This is a genomic window from Saccharothrix sp. DSM 118769, from assembly GCF_052936295.1.
Map to the genome: position 1 here is coordinate 6,471,694 of NZ_CP193627.1, position 21,469 is coordinate 6,493,162.

Consider the following 21,469-nt stretch of genomic DNA (forward strand, 5'->3'; position numbering starts at 1 on the left):
CGGGTCAGGGCGCGTGCAGCTCCTGGTCGATCAGGGCGAACAGCTCGTCGTCGGAGGACCCGGCCAGCTCGGCCACGGCCGTGGCCTCCGGGTCGAGGCGGCGCAGCAGGTCGCCCAGCCTGGTGACGACGGCCGCGCGGTCGGCGGTCGGGTCGGCCAGCACGGCGTCCACCGCGGCGTCGATCCGCTCCACGCCGGTCGCCGGTCGGTCGCCGGCCAGCAGTTCGTCCAGGTGCGCGGCCACCGCCCTCGGGGTCGGGTGGTCGAACACGAGCGTCGTGGACAGCCGCGCGCCCACCGCCGCGGCGAGCCGGGTGCGCAGTTCCAGGGCGGTCAGCGAGTCGAACCCGTCGTCCAGGAAACCGGCGTCCGGGCGGACGGCGCCGGGGTCGTCGTGCCCGAGGACGCCCGCGGCGGTGCTCTGCACCAGGTCCAGCAGCAGGGCGAGCCGGTCCTCGTCCGCGAGCCCGACCAGGTCGTCGGCCACGGACCGGGTGGGCGGGGCGGGCCGGCGGGGCGCGGCGCGCACCAGGCCGGCCACCAGCGGCGACCCGGTGTCGGCCGACCAGCCGGCGGTGTCCAGGCGGGCCGTCACGAGCAGCGGTCCCGGTGCGGCGAGGGCGGAGTCGAGCAGCGCGAGGCCGTGCGCGGCGGACATGGTCGCGAGGCCCCGCCTGCCCAGCCGGGCGACGTCGGCGGCGGACACCCCGTCCGCCATGCCGCCCGCCCCGGCCCACGGGCCCCACGCCAGGGAGGTCGCGGGCAGGCCGCGGGCCGTGCGGTGGTGGGCCAGCGCGTCGAGGAACGCGTTGGCCGCCGCGTAGGCGGACTGGCCCTGGTTGCCGAGCACGCCGACCGCCGAGGAGAACAGCACGAACGCGGCCAGGTCGGCGTCGCGGGTGAGCCGGTGCAGGTGCCAGGCGGCGTCGGCCTTGGGCCGCAGCACGGCGTCGGCGTCGGCCTCGGTCAGGCGGTCGAACGTGGCGTCGGCGAGCACGCCCGCCGCGTGCACGACGGCGGTCAGCGGGTGGGCGGCGGGGACGCCCGCCACCAGCGCGGCCAGGTCGTCCGGGTCGCCCGCGTCGCAGGCGACCACCCTGGCCTCCGCGCCCAGCGCCGCCAGGTCGGCGACCAGGTCGGCCGCACCGGGCGCGCCCGGTCCCCGCCGGCTGGTGAGCAGCAGGTGCCGGGCGCCGTGCGCGGTGACCAGGTGCCGGGCGGTGAGCGCGCCGAGCGTGCCGGTGCCGCCGGTGACCAGGACCGTGCCGGCCGGGTCGAGCGGCCGTCCCGGCGCGCCGCCGGTCGCGCGGGCCAGGCGGGGCGCCAGCACGACCCCGCGCCGCACGGCCACCTGGGGCTCGCCGGCGGCGAGGGCGGCCGACACGTGCCGGTCGCCGTGGTCGTCCACGTCGAGCAGCACGACCCGGCCGGGTTCCTCGGCCTGCACCGCGCGCACCAGGCCCCACAGCGCGGACGCCGCCAGGTCGGGCACGTCCTCCCCGGGCGCGGTGGCCACCGCGCCGGAGGTCAGCACCACCAGCGGCCGGTCCCGCACCGCCGCCGCCCGCAGCGCGCCGACCACGTCGGCCAGCACGCGCCGCGCCTCGGCGGGCACGTCGTCGCCGCGCGCGCCGCGCGTGTCGAGCACCAGTGCCGACCGGCCGGGCGGCACCGGGTCACCGGGCCGGACCAGCGCGAACGGCTCGGTGCCCGCGGTGGGCACCGGCGACCAGGCCACGACGTGCGGCCGGGCGCCACCGGCGGCGACCTGGTCGGGCGTCACGGGCACCAGGCGCAGCGACCGCGCGGACGCCACCGGCCGGCCGTCGACGTCCACGACCGCCAGCGCCACCCCGTCGGGCGACGGCGTCAGCCTGGCGCGCAGCACCGCGCCGGTCGGCCCCGCCACCCCGACGCCGGACCAGGAGAACGGCAGCGCCACGCCCTCGCCGACGCCCACCAGCGGGTGCAGGGCGGCGTCGAGCAGCACGGGGTGCAGCGCGAACCCGCCCGGCACGCCCTCGGGCAGCTCCACCTCGGCGAACAGCTCGTCGCCGTGCCGCCAGGCCGCGCGCAGCGCCCGGAAGGCGGGCCCGTAGTCGTAGCCGCGGTCCGCCAGGTCGCGGTAGAGCGCGTCCACGTCGAGCCGCTCCGCCCCGGCCGGCACGTCGACCGGTCCGGGCGCGGCCACCGGGTCCGGGGCCAGCAGGCCCTCGGCGTGCCGGACCCACTCGTCGTCGCCCGCGCGGGCGTGCACGGCCACCGGCCGCCGGCCGTCGCCGTCCGGGTCGCCCACCTCGACCTGCACCCGCACCACGCCGTCCTCCGGCAGCACCAGCGGGCGCAGCAGGGTCAGCTCCTCGACCGCCGCGCAGCCCGCGTCGGCGGCGGCGCGCAGCGCGAGGTCGAGGAACGCGGTGCCGGGCAGCAGCGGGCCGCCGAGCACGGCGTGGTCGACCAGCCAGGGGTGCGCGCGGAGCGACAGCCGCCCGGTGAGCACCGCGCCGCCGCCCGCCAGCCCGACGGAGGCGTCGAGCAGCGGGTGCCCGTCGACCGGCGCGTCGGCGCCCGCGTCCAGCCAGTGCCGGCGGCGCTGGAACGGGTAGGTCGGCAGCGCCGCGCGCGCCGCGCCCGCGCCGAACACCGCCACCGGGTCGAACCCGACGCCCGCGACCCACAGCTCGCCGAGCGCGCGGACCGCGGCCACCGCCTCGTCCTGGTCGGCCCGCGAGGCGGGCACCACCGCGGCGTCCTCGGCGGTCCGCCGCGCCTGCGCGGTCAGCGCCCCGTCCGGCCCGACCTCCAGGAAGCGACCGGCGTCCACCGAGGACAGTGCCTCGTGGAAGCGGACCGTGCCGCGCACGTGGCGCACCCAGTGGTCGGCGTCGAAGGACCGCGCCGGCTCACCGGTCACGGTGGACACGATCGGGATTTCCGGTGCGCCGAACGGGATCGCGGCGACGACCTCGCGGAACTCGTCGAGCACCGGGTCCATCAGCGGCGAGTGGAACGCGTGGCTCACCCGCAGCCGCTTCACCCGGCGCCCCGCACCCGTGAAGTGCCCGACGACCTCGTCCAGCCGCCGCGCGTCGCCCGAGACGACCACCGAGGACGGCCCGTTCACCGCCGCCACCGCCAGCCCCTCCCCCAGCAGCGGCAGGACCTCGTCCTCGGTGGCCTCCACGGCCGCCATCGCCCCGCCGCCCGGCAGCCCGTCCATCAACCGGCCGCGGGCGGCCACCAGCCGCGCCGCGTCCTCCAGCGGCACGACGCCGGCCACGTGCGCGGCGGCGATCTCCCCCACCGAGTGCCCGATCAGCCGGTCGGGGCGCACGCCCCACGACTCGAACAGCCGGAACAGGGCGGTCTGGAAGGCGAACAGCGCGCCCTGGGCGTAGACCGTGCGGTCGAGCCGGTCGGCGTCGTCCGCGACCACCTCGCGCAGCGGGCGGTCGACGTGGCCCGCCAGCGCGGCGTCCACCGCCGCCACGGCCTCGTCGAACGCCGACGCGAACACGGGGAACGCCCCGCGCAGCCCCGAGCCCATGCCGACCCGCTGCCCGCCCTGCCCCGAGAACAGGAACACCAGCCCGGCCGGGGCCGGTCCACCGACCGGGCCGCCCGTCGCGAGCGCGCGCAACCCCGCGACCAGCTCGTCCGGGGTCCGGCCGGCGACCGCGGCGCGCCGCTCGTGCACCGCCCGCGACGCCAGGGTCAGGCCCGCGTCGGCGGGCCGGTGCGCGCCGACGCGCTCGGCCAGGCGGGCGGCGAGGTCGCGCACCGCCTCGTCCGTGCGGCCGGACAGCACCAGCGGCACCACCGGGGCCACCTCGCCCGCCGGGAGCGCGGCGCCCGGCGCCTGCTCCAGCACCACGTGCGCGTTCGTCCCGCTGATCCCGAACGACGACACGCCCGCCCGGCGCGGCCGGTCCACCTCCGGCCACGGCCGGGCGCCGGTCAGCAGTTCGACCGGACCGGCCGCCCAGTCCACGTGCCGGGACGGGACGTCCAGGTGCAGGGTGCCGGGCAGGGTGCCCTCGCGCAGCGCGTGCACCATCTTGATCACGCCGGTGACGCCGGCGGCGGCCTGGGTGTGGCCGATGTTCGACTTCACCGAGCCCAGCAGCAGCGGCCGGTCGGCGGGCCGGTCGCCGTACGCCGTGATGAGGGCCCGCGCCTCGACCGGGTCGCCGAGCGCGGTGCCGGTGCCGTGCGCCTCCACCGCGTCCACGTCGGCCGGGCGCAGGCCCGCGTCGGCCAGCGCGGCGCGGACCACCCGCTCCTGGGCGGGCCCGCTGGGCGCGGTGAGGCCGTTGGACGCGCCGTCCGAGTTGACCGCCGTGCCGCGCACCAGCGCCAGCACGGGCCGGCCGAGCCGCCGCGCGTCGGACAGCCGGGCCAGCAGCACGAGGCCGACGCCCTCCGCCCACGCCGTGCCGTCCGCCCGGTCGGAGAACGGTTTGCAGCGGCCGTCCGCGGCCAGCCCGCGCTGGCGGCTGAACTCGGTGAACATGCCGGGCGACGACATCACCGCCACCCCGCCGGCCAGCGCCAGGTCGGACTCGCCGCGCCGCAGCGACTGCACCGCCAGGTGCACCGACACCAGCGACGACGAGCACGCGGTGTCCACGCTGAGCGACGGGCCCTCCAGCCCGTAGACGTAGGACAGCCGGCCGGAGGCGACGCTCGCCGTGCCGCCGGTCAGGGCGTGCCCCTCGTGGCCGCGCGGCGTGCGGTGCAGGGGCGGTCCGTAGTCGTGGGGCGTGAGGCCGACGAACACGCCGGTCCGGCTGCCGCGCAGCGATCCCGGCTCGATGCCCGCGTTCTCCAGCAGCTCCCAGGACGACTCCAGCAGCAGCCGCTGCTGGGGGTCCATGACGGCGGCCTCGCGCGGCGGCACCCCGAAGAAGTCGCCGTCGAACCGGTCGGCGTCGTGCAGGAAGCCGCCCTGCCGGGTGTAGGTGGTGCCGGGCGCGCCGCCCGGGTCGTACAGGGCGTCCAGGTCCCAGCCGCGGTTGTCCGGGAACGGCCCGATCGCGTCGACCCCGTCCAGGGCCAGCCGCCACAGCGCGTCGGGCGTGTCCGCGCCACCGGGCCACCGGCCGCTCACCGCCACGATCGCGATGGGCTCGTCCTCGACGACCCGTGCGGCCGGGGGCGGCGCGGGCGCGGGGGTGTCGCCGGAGAGGTGGCGGACCACGGCGGCGGGCGTCGGGTGCTCGAAGGTCAAGGTGGCGGGCAGGCGCAGGCCGGTGGCCTGGCCGAGCAGGTCGCGGAACTCGACCACGCCCGCCGAGTCGAACCCGAGGTCGCGGAACGGCCGGTCGAGGTCGAGCGGGTCCGGCGCGGTGCCGAGGACGACGGCGGCCGTCTGCCGCACCAGCGCCGCGAAGTCGACCCGGTCGGGCGCGGGCCCGTCCACCGCTCGCCCGACGCCGGCCGGTTCCGCGAGGTCCGGCTCCACGACGTCGGCCCGATCCGCGAGGGGCGCGGCCGGTCCGGGGGCGCCCGGCAGCCAGTGCCGCCGCCGGTCGAACGCGTAGGTCGGCAGTTCCACGCGGCGGGCGCCGGCGCGCGCGGTCGCCCGCCAGTCCACCTCGACGCCGCTCGCGTGCACGCGCCCCAGCGAGGTCAGGAACGTGCCCCGCCCGCCGTGGTCGCGGCGCAGCGTGCCGGTGACGAGGCCGTCCACGCCGGCCTCCGCCAGCAGCGCCTCGATGCCGACCCCCAGCACGGGGTGGGCGCTGACCTCGACGAACGTCCGGTGCCCGGCCTGCACCGCCCGGGACGCCGCGCCCTGGAAGTCGACGGTGCCGCGCAGGTTGCGGTACCAGTACCCGGCGGTCAGGCCGGTGGTGTCCAGGGGGCCGGCGGTCACCGTCGAGTAGAACGGCAGCTCGGCGGCGCGCGGCCGGACGCCGGACAGCACGCCCAGCAGCTCGTCGCGGATCTCCTCCACGTGGTCGCAGTGCGAGGCGTAGTCCACCGGCACGACGCGGGCGTTGACCCCCTCGTCCCGGTAGTCCGCGACGAGCCGCTCCAGCGCGTCCCGGTCGCCGGAGACGACGGTGGACGACGGCCCGTTCACGGCGGCGACGGCGAGCGGCCCGCCCGCGACCCGGTCGCGCACCCCGGCCGCCGGCAGCGGCACGGACGCCATGCCGCCGGCCCGGGTGATGCCGGTGAGGGCCCTGCTGCGCAGCGCCACCACCGCCGCCGCGTCGGCCAGCGTCAGCGCGCCCGCGACGTGCGCGGCGGCGATCTCGCCCTGGGAGTGGCCGATCACCGCGTCCGGCCGCACGCCCGCCGAGCGCCACAGCGCGGCCAGCGACACCATGACCGCGAACAGCACCGGCTGCACCACGTCCACCCGGTCGAGCGACGGCGAGCCGGGCCGTTCCCGCAGCACGTCGAACAGCGACCAGTCCACGTGCGGGGCGAGCGCGTCGGCGCAGTCGACCAGGGAGGCGGCGAACACCGGTTCGTCGGCGAGCAGGGCGCGGGCCATGCCCGGCCACTGGGTGCCCTGACCGGGGAAGACGAACACCGTGCCGCCGGTGGTGCTCCGGCGCCGGCCGCGCACCAGGCCCGCGGCCTGGCCCCCGTCGCGCAGCGCGGCGAGCCCGTCCAGCAGGGCCTCCCGGTCGGCGCCGACCACGACGGCGCGGTGGTCGAGGTGCGGGCGGTCCACGGCGAGGGACAGGGCGACGTCGTGCGGCGGCAGGTGCTCGTGCGCGGCGACGTGGTCGTGCAGCCGCCCGGCCTGGCCGCGCAGCGCGGCGGGCGAGGCCGCCGACACCGGCCAGGCGACGGCGGTCGGGCGGCGCCGGGCGCGGAACGGCACCGGGGTGCGCGGCGGGCTCGCCACGACGACGTGGCAGTTCGTGCCGCCCATGCCGAACGCGGACACACCGGCGACCGCGGGACCGGGCAGCTCCCGGTACTCCCGCTGCACGGCGAGGCCCAGCGCGTCGAGCGGCACGTCCGGGTGGGGGCGCTCGAAGTTCAGGCTGGGCGGCAGGCCGCCGTTGGCCAGCGACAGCAGCACCTTGAGCAGGCCGGTGATGCCCGCCGCGCCCTCCAGGTGGCCGGTGTTGGTCTTCACCGAGCCCACGGCGAGCGGGGTGGCGGCGTCGCGCCCGAACACCGCGCCCAGCGCCGCCGCCTCGACCGGGTCGCCGACCCTGGTGCCGGTGCCGTGCAGCTCCACGTAGGCGACGTCGGCGGGGTCCACCCCCGCCCGGCGGTGCGCGGCGGTGATCACGGCGGCCTGGCCGCGCGCGTCCGGGGTGGTGAGCCCGTCGGTCGCGCCGTCGCTGTTCACCGCGCTGCCCAGCAGCACGCCGAGCACCCGGTCGCCGTCGGCCTCGGCCGCCGCGAGCGGTTTGAGCAGCAGGGCCACGCCGCCCTCGCCGCGCACGTAGCCGTTGGCGCGGGCGTCGAAGGTGAAGCTGCGGCCGTCCGGGGACAGCGCGCCCAGCCGTTCGACGCGGACCGTGCTGTCCGGTGCGAGGTTGAGGTGCACGCCCGCCACCAGGGCCAGCTCGGACTCGCCGCGGCGCAGGCTCTCGCACGCCAGGTGCACCGCGACCAGCGACGAGGACTGCCCGGAGTCGACGGTCAGGCTGGGGCCGTGCAGGCCGAGGGCGTGGGACAGGCGGTTGGCGAGCATCCCGCGGTTGAGGCCGGTCAGCGTGTGCCGGGTGATCGCGCCGGTGCCGCCGCGCGCCGCGAGCACCGCGTAGTCGTCGGCCATCGCGCCGACGAACACACCGGTCGCCGTGCCGCGCAGCGCGGTGGGCGGGGTGCCCGCCCGTTCGACGGCCTCCCAGCCCAGCTCCAGCACCAGCCGCTGCTGCGGGTCGAGGTCGGCGGCCTCCCTCGGGGTGATGCCGAAGAACGCCGCGTCGAACAGGTCCGCACCGGGCACCACGCCCGCCCAGCGGCCGGGTTCGACCTCGACCACCGCGCTGCGGCCCTCGGCCAGCTGCCGCCAGAACCCGGCCGGGTCGTCGGCGCCGGGCAGGCGGCAGGCCGCGCCGACGACCGCGATGGCGTCGGTCCGGGTGATCGGTGCGCTCATGTGTACCCCGTTCTCGCTCGGGAAGGGCGGGCCCGCGCCGTCGCGGCGCACGGGGCTCGCGGAGTGGCGCCCGAGCCGTTCGGCTGCCGCGTCCACTTCATCCTGGTGATCCCGGATAACCCACCGCTAACCCGCGGATAACGCGGCGCGGGTGGCGTTCCCGGGCGGTCCGGCGCGCCGGGGGACCAAATCCGCGGCGGACTTTGGTGCCGCGGCCACAGCTGTCGCGGCGGGCGCGGGACTACCGTTTCCCCACGACCGCGCGAGAAGAACGGGGACGAACGTGGGCAGGATCGACGCAACGCGTTTCCGGAACACCCTGGGGCACCTGCCGACCGGGGTCGTGGTGATCACCGCGACCGACCGGCTCGGGCTCCCGGTGGGCCTGGCGTGCAACTCGTTCACCTCGGTGTCGCTGGAGCCCCCGCTGGTGCTGTTCTGCGTGGGGCTCGGCTCGTCCACCTGGCCCGCGGTCCGGGCGGCGGGCAGGTTCCGGGTGAACGTCCTGGACCGCGGCCACGAGCACCTGAGCCGCCGGTTCGCCGCGCGCGGCGTGGACCGGTTCGCCGGCGTGCCGTGGACGCCCACCCCGTTCGGGCCGGCCCTGGAGGGGGCGGTCGCGGGCATCGGGTGCGAGGTGGCGGCGGAGCACCCCGGCGGCGACCACGTGATCGTCGTCGCCGGGGTGCTCGCGCTGGAGGTCGGCGAGTCGCCCGCCGAGCCCCTGGTGTTCCACCGCGGCCGCTACGGCTCCTTCGCCGAGTTCGACCCGGCGCGGTGAGGTGGGCCCTCAGCGCCCGCCTCGGGTGCCCGCCGGGGCGAGTGCCGCGTCGGGGCCGGGCTCGCGGTCGAGGATCGCCCGCTCCAGCTCCCGCAGCGGCGGGCTGGGTTCCAGCCCGAGCCCCTCGACGAGGGCGGCCCGGGTGCGCCGGTAGACGCCCAGGGCGTCCGACCGCCGCCCGCACCGGTAGAGCGCGAGCATGAGGTTGCCGCACGCCCGCTCGCGCAGGGGTTCGGCCTCGACCAGCGCCGCCAGGTCGCCGATGACGTCGCGGTAGCGGCGCATCGCCATGTCCGCCTCGACCCGGTGCTCCACGGCCGCGGTCCGGGCGTCGCGCAGCGCCCTCATCTCCGGCCAGTCGTAGCCGTGCTCGACGAGGTCGGCCAGCGCCGGTCCCCGCCAGCAGTCCAGCGCCGCGCTCAACGTGGCCGACGCCCGTTCCCACAGCCCGGCCGACAGCTCGGCCCGGCCCTGCTCGGACAGGGTGCGGAAGCGGGCGAGGTCCACCCGGTCGTCGTCCACGCTGAGCAGGTAGCCGGGTCCCCGCCGCAGCAGCAGCGGCGGGTCGGCACCGGGCGCGCCCGCCAGGGCGGTGCGCAGCCGGAACACCGCGTTGTGCAGCACCTGCTTGCCCGACGGCGGTGCCGCCGCCGGCCAGACCGCGTCCATCAACCTGCTCACCGGGACCATCTCGTTGCTGTACAGCAGCAGGTAGCAGAGGGTGGCGGTCCGCCGGACGCCGCCGAGCCGCACCTGCCGATCACCGTCGTGGACCCGGAGCGGGCCCAGCACCTCGAACCACATGACTCACCTCGATGGGGTGTCGCCGTGCTCGTGCGCGGGAGGGAAGTCGTGCCGGGGCGACCACCGGTCAGTCCTGCGCGCCCCAGCCGGTGTCGAGCGCGGTGCGGTTTCCACGGTTTCGATCGAACATTTCTTCTCCCAAGTACCGGTTGATTCGGTCGGGCAAAACGCCCGGGATGTACCCCCGAGGTCTTCCCGCAGCCATTTCGAGGTTAAACACGGAATCAGCCGGACTTCCACCGCGCCCCTGCGCAGGAAGCTGCACTTCATCTTCCGGAACGACTCGGGCGGTCGGCCGGGAAACGCGCCGGGAGCGGGCACGGCGGACGGCGGAACCGCCGAGGGCGGTTCCGCCGTCCCGAGCACGGGTGGGTCAGGACTCGTCGTACCGCATCTCCCGCACGGCGTAGCCCAGCTGGAAGCGGCTCGTCGCGCCGAACCGCTGCATGAGCTGGCCGATGTGCTTGCGGCAGGTGCGCACGGACAGGCCCAGCCGTCGGGCGATGGCGTCGTCCTTGGCGCCCGCCTCCAGCATCTTGACGATCTCGACCTTGAGGTCGTCGCCGATCACGTCGGGCGCCGCGCGGCGCGTGTCGAACTCCTTGGCGCCGCCCCACGCCTGCTCGAAGCAGGAGTGCAGGAACCCCACGAGGGCGGGGTCGCGGACCACCGCCGCGGCGCCGGGGCCCGCCGCCGGGGCGGGCACGAAGGCCGTGGCCTGGTCGAAGATGATGAGCCTGCCGAACAGCGCCTCGGCGGTCCGGAACTCGGCGCCCTCGGTGATGAGCTTCTCGGCGTGCTCGCGGGTGTTCGGGTCGAAGCGGGCGGTGTGCTGGTAGAGCACCCGCATCCGCACGCCACGGGCCAGCATCCGCCGGTCGCGTTCCTCGGCCTCGTGCAGCTCCTGCGCCGAGCGCGGTCCGCCCGGTTGCACGGACACCACCTCGATGGTGCAGTTCGCGGCCGCCTCACGGAGGAGCGCGAGGACCGAGACGACGTCCGGCACCACACCCCACCCGGACGCGCCGCGGATGCCGAAACGGCTCTCGCGGAATTGTTCAGCGGCATTCCTCAACTCTTCCCGGAAATGATCGAGCTCGGCTTGCCGTTCCAGCACCTCGAGTTCCGCCGACGGCAGGAGGGTGTTCACCGCGACGCTCGGGTTGCTCGGCACGTAACGTCCCGAGGCCGTTCTCCTGATCAACCTCATGGCGAGCAGGTTGGCGATCACCCGCTCGCCCTCGTCGAGGGTGCGGCCCAGTGCGCCGGCCGCCTCCGCGGCGCTGAAGTCGTCCTGGCCGAGCGCCCACCGGTAGACCTCGAAACTGCCGTCCAGCGGTTTCGGGATACCTTCCGCCCAGTCCACTGCCGTCCTCCTGGTGATCGCGCGCGCCGCTCATGCCGTGAACCCCCGGACGACCAGGAAGAGGTTGAGCCCGGACACCAGCGCGGCCGCGACCACGCCGACCGCCGTCGTCGCGCGGCGGTTCACCAGGGCTCCCATCACGTCGCGCCGCCTGCCGAGCAGCACCAGCGGGACGAGCGCGAACGGGATGCCGAAGGACAGCACCACCTGGCTGAGCACGAGGGCGCGCGTCGGGTCGACGCCGGACGCCAGCACGGCCAGCGGGGGCACCATGGTCAGCAGCCGGCGCAGCCACAGGGGTATGCGCCGGCGCAGGAAGCCCTCCATGATCACCTGACCGGAGTAGGTGCCGACGCTGGACGCGGCCAGCCCCGAGGCCAGCAGCGCCAGGGCGAACGCCAGCGCCGCGCCCGTCCCGAGCACGGCGCCGAGCCCGGCGTGCACCTCCTCCAGCGACTCGCCGACGCCGGTGCCGTGCAGCGCGTCGGCCGCCACCACCAGCATGGTGGCGTTGACCAGCGCCGCGAGGCCCAGGGCGACCGCGATGTCCACCCGGGCCGCGCGCACCAGCACCCGTCGACGGTCCACATCGGACGAGTGCAGGTGCTGGGTGAGCGCCGAGTGCAGGTAGATCACGTGCGGCATCACCGTCGCGCCGAGCATCCCGGTGGCCAGCAGCACGCTGTCCACGCCCGCGAAGCCCGGCACCAGCCCGCCCGCCAGGCCGTCGAGCGGCCCGAGCTGCAACGCCTGGTAGAGGAAGCCGGCGAGCACGACCGCCAGCATCCCGCCGATCACCGTCTCGAAGCGCCGGCGTCCCGAGGGCGCCAGCGCCAGCACCCCCGCCGAGACCACCGCCGCGATGACCGCGCCGACCAGCAGGGGCACGTCGAACAGCAGGTTCAACGCCACCGCCGCGCCGACGAACTCGGCCAGGTCGGTGGCCATGGCCACCAGTTCCGCCTGCACCCACAGCAGGCGGGTGACCGGCCGCGGGTAGTGCTCCCGGCACAGCTCCGCCAGGTTCCGGCCGGTCGCCACGCCGAGCTTGGCCGACTGGTGCTGCACGAACATCGCCAACGCGCTCGCGCTCACGATCACCCACAGCAGCAGGTAGCCGTGCGCGGCGCCCCCAGCCGTGTTGGTCGCGAAGTTGCCCGGGTCGACGTAGGCCACCGCCACCACGAACGCGGGCCCGATCGCCACCGCGGCGGACCCGATCCCGGTCCGCCCCGTTCGGCGACGCAAGGTCCAAACCATGCTCGCATCCTCTCCGCCGCGAAGTCCACGCACCGGGCGGCCAGGGGCCGGTCCGGAGCCGAGGGGAGCCTGCGCGGGCGGAAGGCGGTGCGCCCGCGACATCGGAGACGGGGAGCGCGGCGGCACGCGGCGGCCCCGACGAATCCTCTTCCGGCCGGTGGCGCACCGCTCACACCCGCGCCGACCCCCGCAGACGAACGTATTCACAGTTGAAGGAGTGCAACCAGTGTCGTCTTATCGTGGTACTGGCACCACCAGTCGCTCCAGGTAGGTCAACCGCTCGACCGTGTCGGAGGCGGGATCGGGCATGTAGAGCATGAGCCGGTGGTCCGGCCGGTCGATCGGGGTCAGGGCCACGTGCTCGAAGGCGAGGACGCCCACGACGGGGTGGCGGAACCGCAGCAGCCGCAACGGGGTCTCGACCAGTTCCTGCAACCCCCACAGGGACACGAAGCGGTCGCTGGACGCGGACAGGTCCAGCACCAGCCGCTCCAGCACCGGGTCGTCCGGGTAGCGGGCGACCTGGGCGCGCAGCTGCGCCACGAGTTCCCGGGCCAGCTCCTCCTCCTGGGGGTAGAAGTCCGTGACGCCCTCTTCGAGGAAGAACGAGTGGAAGCAGTTCTCGTGCGGCGCGGCGAGGTTGAACGCGCGCTGCGCCACCACGTTGGCGGCGACGACGTTCCAGTGGCGGTCCAGGACGTAGGCCGGGTTGGGCGACCAGCCGTCGGCCAGCAGGACCAGGTCGCGGACGTCGCGGCCGGGTGGCTCGACGTGCCGGGCCGGTGGTACCAGGCCGACCAGGTTGTAGAGGTGCGCGCGTTCGGCGTGCGACAGCTTCAGCGCCTGACTGACGGAGTCGAGGACGCGCTCGGACACGTTGATGTCCTTGCCCTGCTCCAGCAGCGTGTACCAGGACAGCCCCACGTTGGCCAGCACCGCCACCTCCTCGCGGCGCAGGCCCGGCGTGCGGCGGCGGCCGTCGACCGCGAGCCCCACGTCGGAGGGGGCGAGCCTCGCCCGGCGAGAACGGAGGAAATCGCGCAACTCGTGCCGGCGGGCGGGCGCGCTCAGCGCCGGCGAGGTTCTCTTGTCCATACTTCGAAAGTAGGACGGCCACCGACCGCGCGGCAACATCCCGGGAAGCGCGGAGGAATCACGGGATTGACGCGGAAGACGTGCCGAAGTGTGCACCAAAAGGCACCACACAAAGTCTTCACCCGGACGGACGAAAAAGAATCTTGGACACCGGGGGGACGTCACAGCGCGCACACGGAAGATGCCGCAAATGGGGCACGACTAGGCTGATCGAGCCGGTCCCCCGAGCGCCGGCCACCCACCAAAGACGCTCTGAGCAGCGAGAAAAGCCTTGTTCGACGCGGTTTACGGAGCGGAACCGAAAGACTTTCCCAACACTGAGAAAGGAGTGATCCTAATCACATCCAATTGGCGGAACAAGATCGAAGCTTTCCACCGGTGCGCCTGATGGACAGGCCGCGCGGCAGCGAATAGGCTGACCGGTGTTCGACCACGTCGACTCGGGGGATGCGGTGGTCTTGCGTGAGAATGCGGTGAAGAAGACCATGCGCCGGGAGTTCCTGCATTCACGGAGGGCACGCCTTTCCCCGAGCGACGTCGGGTTGCCGTCCAGCGGCCGGCGCGGCACCCCGGGGTTGCGGCGCGAAGAGGTGGCGGCGCTCGCCGGGGTCAGCGCGTCCTGGTACACGTGGCTGGAGCAGGGCCGCGACATCAAGGTCTCCGACGCGGTGCTCGACGCGGTCAGCGAGGCGCTGCGGCTCAGCCCGGCCGAGCGCGCGCACCTGTACCGGCTGGCCGACCGCACCCCGCCGCCGCACGCCGCCCCGACCGGCCTCCAGGCGGCCGGGCTGGCCCGGTTGGCGCACGGCTGGCGCACCGGACCGGCCTACGTGCTGGGCCGCCTCTGGGCGGTCGAGGCGGCGAACGCCGAGGCGCGCGACACCCTGGGCGTGCGGGTCGGCCGCAACCGCCTGGTCGACTTCTTCACCGACGCCGCGTTCGGCGAGCGGCACCACCGCTGGCTCGACACCGCCGAACTGCTGCTCGGCGCGTTCCGGGTGCAGGCGGCCCGCTTCCCCGGCGACCCGGGGGTGGCCGCCCTCGTGCGCGAGCTGTCCGCCACCAGCCCGGTGTTCCGCGAGCTGTGGCGCGAGCAGCACATCACCGACGGCGCGTGCGCGGTGGTCGAGGTCCGGCGGGCGGACGGCGCGCACACCCGGCTGCGGCGGGCCGTGCTCGGCGCGGACGAGCGCGGCGACGCCTGCCTGGTCGTGTACTCCCCCGCCGACGCGTGAGGCGGGCGGACGGGCCCTCGCCGAGGACCCGTCCGCCGGGGCTCACTCCGCGATCTTCGTCCGGTACGACCAGGTGAACACCGGGAGGTGCTCCCCGTCCACCAGCCTGCTCTCCTCGCTGCGCGTGAAGTGCTCGTGGCCCGAGGCGTGCGGGACGCGGACCTTCGCGTCGAGCCCGTCCACCAGCTCGACGACCTCGCCGTCGAACGTCCGGGGCCCGCCGGTCAGCACTGCCTTCCTGCTCTGCACGATGTCCACCTTTCGCCGGGCCCGCCTCGGCGGGCCGCCCGGTGTGCGCGAATCCACTGTGTGCCGGCAGGGCCGGGGAACGGCCCCGCGGAGGTGCTCGGGAACCTGCACGCGACGAGCCTCAGCGGCCCGGCGGCGGCGGGAAGTAGCCGCTGCGCACGAAGAACCCCAGGTAGGTGTCCAGCAGCTCGCGGGTCACCCGCGGGCAGCCGACGGAGGTGCCCGCCAGCGCCGCGTCGAGCTTCTTGGTGTCGATGTCGGGGTAGCCGCCGCCCACCGCGAACGCGGTCTCGAACACGTCGAGCAGCGGGGTGAGCGCGTTCGCCGGGTCGCGGCGGACCAGCCGCACCCACTCCTCCCTCGGCAGCTCGGCGATGTCGTAGCCCGACTCCCGCAGCCGGTCGACGACCTGGCCGAAGGTCAGCGCGTCCTCGTTGGACACGTTGTAGGTCTCGCCGACGCTCTCCGGCCTGCCGAGCAGCGCGACGACCGCGCGGCTGACGAAGTCCACGGGCGTGGGGTGGAAGGCGAGGGCGGCGCCGGCCGGTGCCGCCCCGGCCTGGAGCATCCCGCGGACGCTCAGCCAGACGAAGTCCTGCGTCTGGCAGGTGCCGCGCTCGTGGTCGCCGGAGACCGAGTCCACCCGGTACACCGAGACCGGGACGCCGCGCTCCCTGGCCAGCTCGATCATCCCCTCCGCGACCCACTTGGACCGGCGGTAGCCGTTGGACAGGGCCTCCGGCGGGCCGATGGGGTCCGACTCGGTGACGGGCGCGCCGCCGGGCAGCTGGCCGTAGACGCCGGTGGACGACACGTAGTGCACCGGCACCGTGCGGTGCCGGGCGGCCAGCCGGAGGACCTCCTCGGTGCCGCGCACGTTGACCGGCTTCAGCTCCGGGTACGGGTAGATCCAGTTGACGTTCGCGCCCGCGTGCACCACCACGTCCGCGGTGCGGGCCAGCTCGTCGAAGACGCCCTCGGCGAGGCCCAGGCCCGGTCGGCCGAGGTCGCCGCGGACGACGCGGACCCGGTCGTCCAGCTCGACGCCGGTGTCGTACTGGACGACCGCCCGGCGCAGCCGGTCCTCGGCCTCCCGGTCGTCGGCGCCGCGCACCAGGCAGTGCACCCGGGCCCCGGTGTGCCGCAGCAGGTCGCGCAGCAGGAACGACCCGAGGAAACCGGTCGCCCCGGTGAGCAGCACGTGCCGGGGGTCGGCGGTGCGGTGCGGCGACGTCGCCGCGGTGATGTCCGGCGCCAGGACGACCTCGCCCGCGAAGTCGACGCCCGCGGTGTCCGCCGCCGGCTCGCCGAGCAGGTCGGCGAGCAGCCGCTCGACCAGGGCGTCCGGCGTGCGGTGGTCGAACACCGCGGTGGCCGGGAGCTGCACGGGCACCGCCTTGGCCAGGCGGTTGCGCAGGTCCACGGCGGTCAGCGAGTCGAAGCCCGCCTCCTGGAACACCTGGTCGGCGGTCAGTCGCTCGTCCCGGCCCAGCACCGCCGTGGCGTGGTCCAGCACGACGTCGCGCAGCAGGGCGCGGCGGTCGGCGTCGCCCAGCGCGGACAGCCGGTCCAGCAGCGCGCCACCGCCGACCACCCCCGCCGCGGCCGACCCCGGCCTGACCCGGGTGCGGGTCAGGCCGCGCATCAGCACGGGCTGCGCGGGGTGGGTGCGGGTGGCGGACAGGTCCACCGGCATGCCGATCACCGCGGGTTCCGGCTGCGCGGCGGCGGCGTCCAGCACGGCCATGCCCAGCTCGACGGGGAGCAGCAGCAGACCTTCCTTGGCCATGCGCTGGAGGTGCACCTCGGTCAGGTGCCCGGTCATGGCGCTGGTGCCCTCCCACAGGCCCCAGGCCACGGACACCGCGGGCAGGCCCCGCGCGGCGCGGCGCGCGGCCAGGGCGTCCATGAAGCTGTTGGCCGCGGCGTAGTTCGCCTGCCCCGGCGTCCCCATCACGCCGCTCACCGAGGAGAACAGCACGAACGCGGACAGGTCCAGGTGCTCGGTCAGCTCGTGCAGGTGCCAGGCGGCGTCCACCTTGGGCCGCAGCACCGCGTCCAGGTCGTCGGCGGTCAGCGAGGTGAGCAGGCCGTCCGCCAGCACGCCCGCGGTGTGCACGACGGCGGTCAGCGGGTGGGCGTCCGGGACGCCGGCCAGCAGGTCGCGCACGGCCTCCCGCCGGTCGACGTCGCAGGCGGCCACGGTGACCCGGGCGCCGGCGGCCTCCAGTTCGGCGACCAGCTCGGCGGCGCCCGTCGCCGCCGGGCCGCGCCGACCGGCCAGCAGCAGGTGCCGGACCCCGTGCCGGGTGACCAGGTGCCGGGCCACGGTCGCGCCCAGCGCGCCCGTGCCGCCGGTGATGAGCACGGTGCCGTCCGACCGCCAGGTGGCGGCCGGGGAGGCCGGCAGCGGCAGTCGGGCCATCCGGGGCACCAGCACGCGGTCGGCCCGCAGCGCGAACTGGGGTTCGCCGACGGCCAGGGCGGCGGCGAGCACCCGGTCGACGTCCGGTTCGCGGCCGGGCTCGGTGTCCACCAGCACGACCCGGTCCGGGTGTTCGGACTGCGCGGACCGCACCAGCCCGCACAGCGCCGCACCCGCGAGGTCCGCCTCCTCGCCGGGGGCGGTGGCGACCGCGCCCTCGGTGAGCACGACCAGCCTGGTGCCGGCGAGCCCCGGTTCCGCCAGCAGGTCGCGCAGTTCGACCAGGGCGCGGTGGAGCACGGCGTGGGCGGACCCGACCGGGTCGTCCGGCGACCCGGCGGGGTACGGGCCGACGAGCAGCACCTCCGGCGGGTCGTCGAGGGCGCCGGGGTCCGTCGCCCGCGCCCAGCCGGGCCGCCGGGCCGGGGTGGGCAGCGCGGTGGGCACCCAGGTCACCCGGAACACCGCGTCGCGCTCCGGCCCGCGGGCCGCGGTGGCCGGCGCGGTGCCGATCTCGTCGACGGTGAGCACGGGCTGCCCGGCGGGGTCGGTGGCCCGCAGCGCCCACGCGTGCTCACCGGTCGCGGTGAGGCGCACCCGCAGGCCGGACGCGACGGACGCGTGCAGCCGGACGCCCCGCCAGCGGCGCGGCACCAGCGCGCCCCCGCCGGGTCGCGGGCGCAGCGCGGCGTGCAGGAGCAGCGGGTGGACGGCGAACCCGGCGACCGCGCCGAGGTGCTCGGCGGGCAGGGCCAGCTCCGCGAACAGCTCGTCCCCGCGGCGCAGCACGGCGGTCACGCCCAGCGCGGCCGACTCCGCGTCGACCTCCTCGGCGACCGCGCCGGCCGGTGGCCAGTCGGCGTCGGGCGGTTCGGCCAGCGCCACCTGCCTGGCCAGCGTGCCGTCGGCCACCAGCACCCACGCGCCGTCCACGGTGTCCTCGCGGGCGTGGACGGTGAACCGGCGCTCGCCGAGCTCCCCCGGCGGTTCCACGGCCAGCCGCACCCCGGTGGCGGACCGCGCGGCCGGCCGGATCGGGCTGTGCAGGACGAGGTCCCGGACCACGTCGCAGTCGGTCTGGTCGGCGGCGTGCAGGGCCAGGTCGGCCACGACCGCGTCGGCCACGTCGGGCACGTCGGCCAGCCACGGGTGCGCGGAGGTGGACAGCCGCCCGGTGAACAGCACCCCGGCCCCGTCCGGGTGCTGCGCGAGCGAGCCGAGCAGCGCGTGCCCGGCCGGGACGAGGCCGAGGTCGCCCGCCTCGGCCGGGGACCCGGCCGGCAGCCAGTACCGGCGTCGCTGGAACGGGTAGGTGGGCAGGTCCACCGCGGCCGCGGAACCGCCGAACACCGCGGACCAGTCCGGGGTGGCGCCGGCCTCGTACAGGCTGCCCAGCGCGCCCAAGGCGGTGCGCGGCTCGTCCTGGTCGGGCCGCAGCGCCGGCACCACCAGGTGCCGGTCGCGCGGCGAGTCGTCCAGGACGCGCTGGGCCTGCGCGGACAGCGTGCCGTCCGGGCCGAGTTCGACCAGCGCCGTCACGCCCGCCGCGTCCAGCGCGGTCACCGCGTCCAGGAACCGGACGGCGTGCCGGGCGTGCCGGACCCAGTAGTCCGGGTCGGCCATGTCGTCCTCGACCGGGCGGCCGGTCACCGTGGACAGGATCGGGATGTCCGGTTCGCCGAAGGACAGCGTGCCGAGCACCTCGCGGAACCTGTCCAGCACCGGCGTCATCAGCGGCGAGTGGAACGCGTGGCTCACCCGCAGCGCCTTGGTCCGACGTCCCTGGGCGGCGAACCGGACCGCCGCCGCCTCGACGGCCTCCCGGTTGCCGGACAGGACGACCGAGCGGGGTCCGTTGACCGCCGCGAGGCCCACCTCGTCGTCCAGCAGGGGCAACACTTCGTCCTCGGTGGCCTCGACGGCGATCATCGCGCCACCCTCCGGCAGGGCCGCCATCAACCTGCCCCGTGCCGTGACCAGTCGCGCCGCGTCCTTGAGGGAGAAGACACCGGCGACGTGCGCCGCCGCGATCTCGCCCACCGAGTGCCCGACCAACCAGTCCGGCCTGAGCCCCCAGGACTCGTAGAGCCGGAACAACGCCGTCTGCACCACGAACAACCCGGCCTGCGCGTAATCCGTGCGGTCCAACAACTCCGGGCGCCCGGCCAACACCTCCCGCACCGACGGGGACACACCGTCCTCCACCGCGTCCAACGCCGCGTCCCACGCCGCCGCGAACACCGGGTACGCCGCGTACAACCCCTGCCCCATGCCGACCCGCTGCCCGCCCTGACCCGAGAACAGGTAGGCCAAGCCGCCGGGACGCGCAGACACGCCCTCACCGCTCTCGGCGAACTCCTCCAGCCCCGCCACCAACTCCTCCCGATCCGCACCGACCACAGCGGCCCGCAACGGGAACGCCGTGCGCGTCGTGGCCAGGGAGAAACCGACATCCACCGGCGGCACGTCCGGACGCTCACGCAGGAACGCGGCGATCCGCTCCGCCTGCGCCCGCAACGCCGGTGCGGTCCGCGCGGACAGCACCAGGGGCGTCACCGCGATGGACGGCGCGCTCCGCTCCTCCGCCGGTTCCACCTCCTGTTCGACGATCACGTGGGCGTTGGTGCCGCTGATCCCGAACGACGACACCCCCGCCCGACGAGGACGACCCACCTCAGGCCACGGCCGCGACTCCGACAACAACCGCACCGCACCCGACTCCCAATCCACCTCCGAACTCGGCCGATCCACGTGCAACGTCCTCGGCAACACACCGTGCCGCATCGCCTGCACCACCTTGATCACACCCGCCACACCCGCCGCGGCCTGCGTATGACCGAAATTCGACTTCACCGACCCCAACCACAACGGACCACCACCGGAACGCCGCCCATAAGTCGCCAACAACGCCTGCGCCTCAATCGGATCACCCAACGTCGTACCCGTCCCGTGACCCTCCACCAAGTCCACGTCCTCCGGGCGCAGCCCCGAGGCGGCCAGCGCCTGGTTGATCACCCGCTCCTGCGCGGGGCCGTTGGGCGCGGTCATGCCGTTGCTCGCGCCGTCCTGGTTCACCGCGCTGCCCCGGATCACCGCCAGCACCGGGTGGCCGAGCCGGCGCGCGTCGGACAGCCGGGCCAGCAGCAGCAGGCCCACGCCCTCCGACCAGCCGGTGCCGTCGGCGGTGTCGGCGAAGGACTTGCACCGGCCGTCCGGGGCCAGGTTGCCCTGCGCGCTGAACTCCAGCCAGCCGTCCAGGCTGCCGGTGACGGAGGCCCCGCCGGCCAGCGCGAGGGAGCACTCCCCGCTCCGCAGCGCCTGCGCCGCCAGGTGCATCGCCACCAACGACGACGAGCACGCGGTGTCGACGGTGACCGCCGGCCCCTCCAGCCCGAGGGTGTAGGCGATGCGGCCGGAGGCGACGCTGCCGATCACGCCGGTCGCCAGGTAGCCGGCGTACTCCTCCTGGTCCAGGGACTGGTTGTAGGTCTGGGCGGCGATACCGGTGAACACACCGGTCTTGGTGCCGCTCAACGAGCGCGGGTCGATGCCGGCGTGCTCCACCGCCTCCCAGGCGACCTCCAGCAGCAGGCGGTGCTGCGGGTCCATGACGGTGGCCTCGCGGGGCGAGATCCGGAAGAAGTCGGCGTCGAACTCGGCCGCGTCGTGCAGGAAGCCGCCGTGCCTGGTGTAGGTCTTGCCGGGCTTGCCGGGCTGCGGGTCGTACCGCCCGGCGACGTCCCAGCCCCGGTCGGCGGGGAACTCGGTGATCGCGTCCCGTTCGTCCGCCACCAGCCGCCACAGCTGCTCGGGCCCGGCGACCCCGCCGGGGAACCGGCAGCCCATGCCGATGATCGCGATCGGCTCGCGTTGCGCGCTCTCCAGTTCGGACAGGCGTTCACGGGTGCGCCGCAGGTCCGCGGTCACCCACTTGAGGTACTCGACGGCCTTGTTGTCGTCGGACACCGGCTCGTCCTCCTTCGGGCTGGCTTGGTCAGCGGGTCGCTCGGCCGAGCTGGTTGTCGATGAAGTCGAAGATCTCCTCGGTCGAGGCGGTCGCCAGCTCACCGGGCACGGCCCGCTCGCCGGTCAGCGCCGTGAGCAGGTCCCGCAGCCGGTCGGCGATGGCGACGCGGTCGTCCGGGTCCAGGTCGGCCCGGGTGAGCCGGCC

General features: G+C 75.8%; 9 protein-coding genes. 2 read left to right on the top strand and 7 right to left on the bottom strand.

Going from position 1 to position 21,469, the window contains the following annotated elements:
- Positions 1-4 precede the first annotated feature (4 nt).
- Positions 5-8,083 carry a type I polyketide synthase gene (locus tag ACRAKJ_RS27200; protein ID WP_438923362.1) on the bottom strand — a complete coding sequence of 2,693 codons (8,079 nt, stop codon included), beginning with the start codon at positions 8,081-8,083 and terminating at the stop codon, positions 5-7.
- 283 nt (positions 8,084-8,366) lie between these two features.
- Between ACRAKJ_RS27200 and ACRAKJ_RS27205 the strand changes: the two genes are divergently transcribed.
- Positions 8,367-8,864: a flavin reductase gene (locus ACRAKJ_RS27205; protein WP_438923361.1), complete on the top strand. Its 498-nt coding sequence runs from the start codon at positions 8,367-8,369 to the stop codon at positions 8,862-8,864.
- A gap of 9 nt (positions 8,865-8,873) precedes the next feature.
- Here ACRAKJ_RS27205 and ACRAKJ_RS27210 read toward each other — a convergent pair whose 3' ends face one another.
- The 4 genes from ACRAKJ_RS27210 to ACRAKJ_RS27225 form a co-directional block, all read right to left on the bottom strand.
- Complete coding sequence (locus ACRAKJ_RS27210) at positions 8,874-9,668, bottom strand: BTAD domain-containing putative transcriptional regulator (protein ID WP_438923360.1); 795 nt, start codon at positions 9,666-9,668, stop codon at positions 8,874-8,876.
- Positions 9,669-10,041: 373 nt separating this feature from the next.
- Positions 10,042-11,034: a LuxR C-terminal-related transcriptional regulator gene (locus tag ACRAKJ_RS27215; protein WP_438923359.1), complete on the bottom strand. Its 993-nt coding sequence runs from the start codon at positions 11,032-11,034 to the stop codon at positions 10,042-10,044.
- 30 nt (positions 11,035-11,064) lie between these two features.
- Positions 11,065-12,294 carry an Nramp family divalent metal transporter gene (locus ACRAKJ_RS27220; protein ID WP_438923358.1) on the bottom strand — a complete coding sequence of 410 codons (1,230 nt, stop codon included), beginning with the start codon at positions 12,292-12,294 and terminating at the stop codon, positions 11,065-11,067.
- Between the two features lie 234 nt (positions 12,295-12,528).
- On the bottom strand, positions 12,529-13,389 hold the full coding sequence (locus ACRAKJ_RS27225; protein ID WP_438923357.1) for an MmyB family transcriptional regulator: 861 nt from the start codon (positions 13,387-13,389) through the stop codon (positions 12,529-12,531).
- Positions 13,390-13,847: 458 nt separating this feature from the next.
- Here ACRAKJ_RS27225 and ACRAKJ_RS27230 point away from each other — a divergent pair, with 458 nt between their 5' ends.
- Positions 13,848-14,624: an MmyB family transcriptional regulator gene (locus tag ACRAKJ_RS27230; RefSeq protein ID WP_438923356.1), complete on the top strand. Its 777-nt coding sequence runs from the start codon at positions 13,848-13,850 to the stop codon at positions 14,622-14,624.
- A gap of 42 nt (positions 14,625-14,666) precedes the next feature.
- Here ACRAKJ_RS27230 and ACRAKJ_RS27235 read toward each other — a convergent pair whose 3' ends face one another.
- The gene (locus ACRAKJ_RS27235; protein ID WP_438923355.1) at positions 14,667-14,873 is read right to left on the bottom strand and encodes a DUF5988 family protein; all 207 of its coding nucleotides are present in this window, start codon (positions 14,871-14,873) and stop codon (positions 14,667-14,669) included.
- A 121-nt stretch (positions 14,874-14,994) separates the two neighbouring features.
- Positions 14,995-21,264, bottom strand: coding sequence for a thioester reductase domain-containing protein (locus tag ACRAKJ_RS27240; RefSeq protein ID WP_447008712.1), 6,270 nt, complete (start codon positions 21,262-21,264; stop codon positions 14,995-14,997).
- Positions 21,265-21,469: the final 205 nt, after the last annotated feature.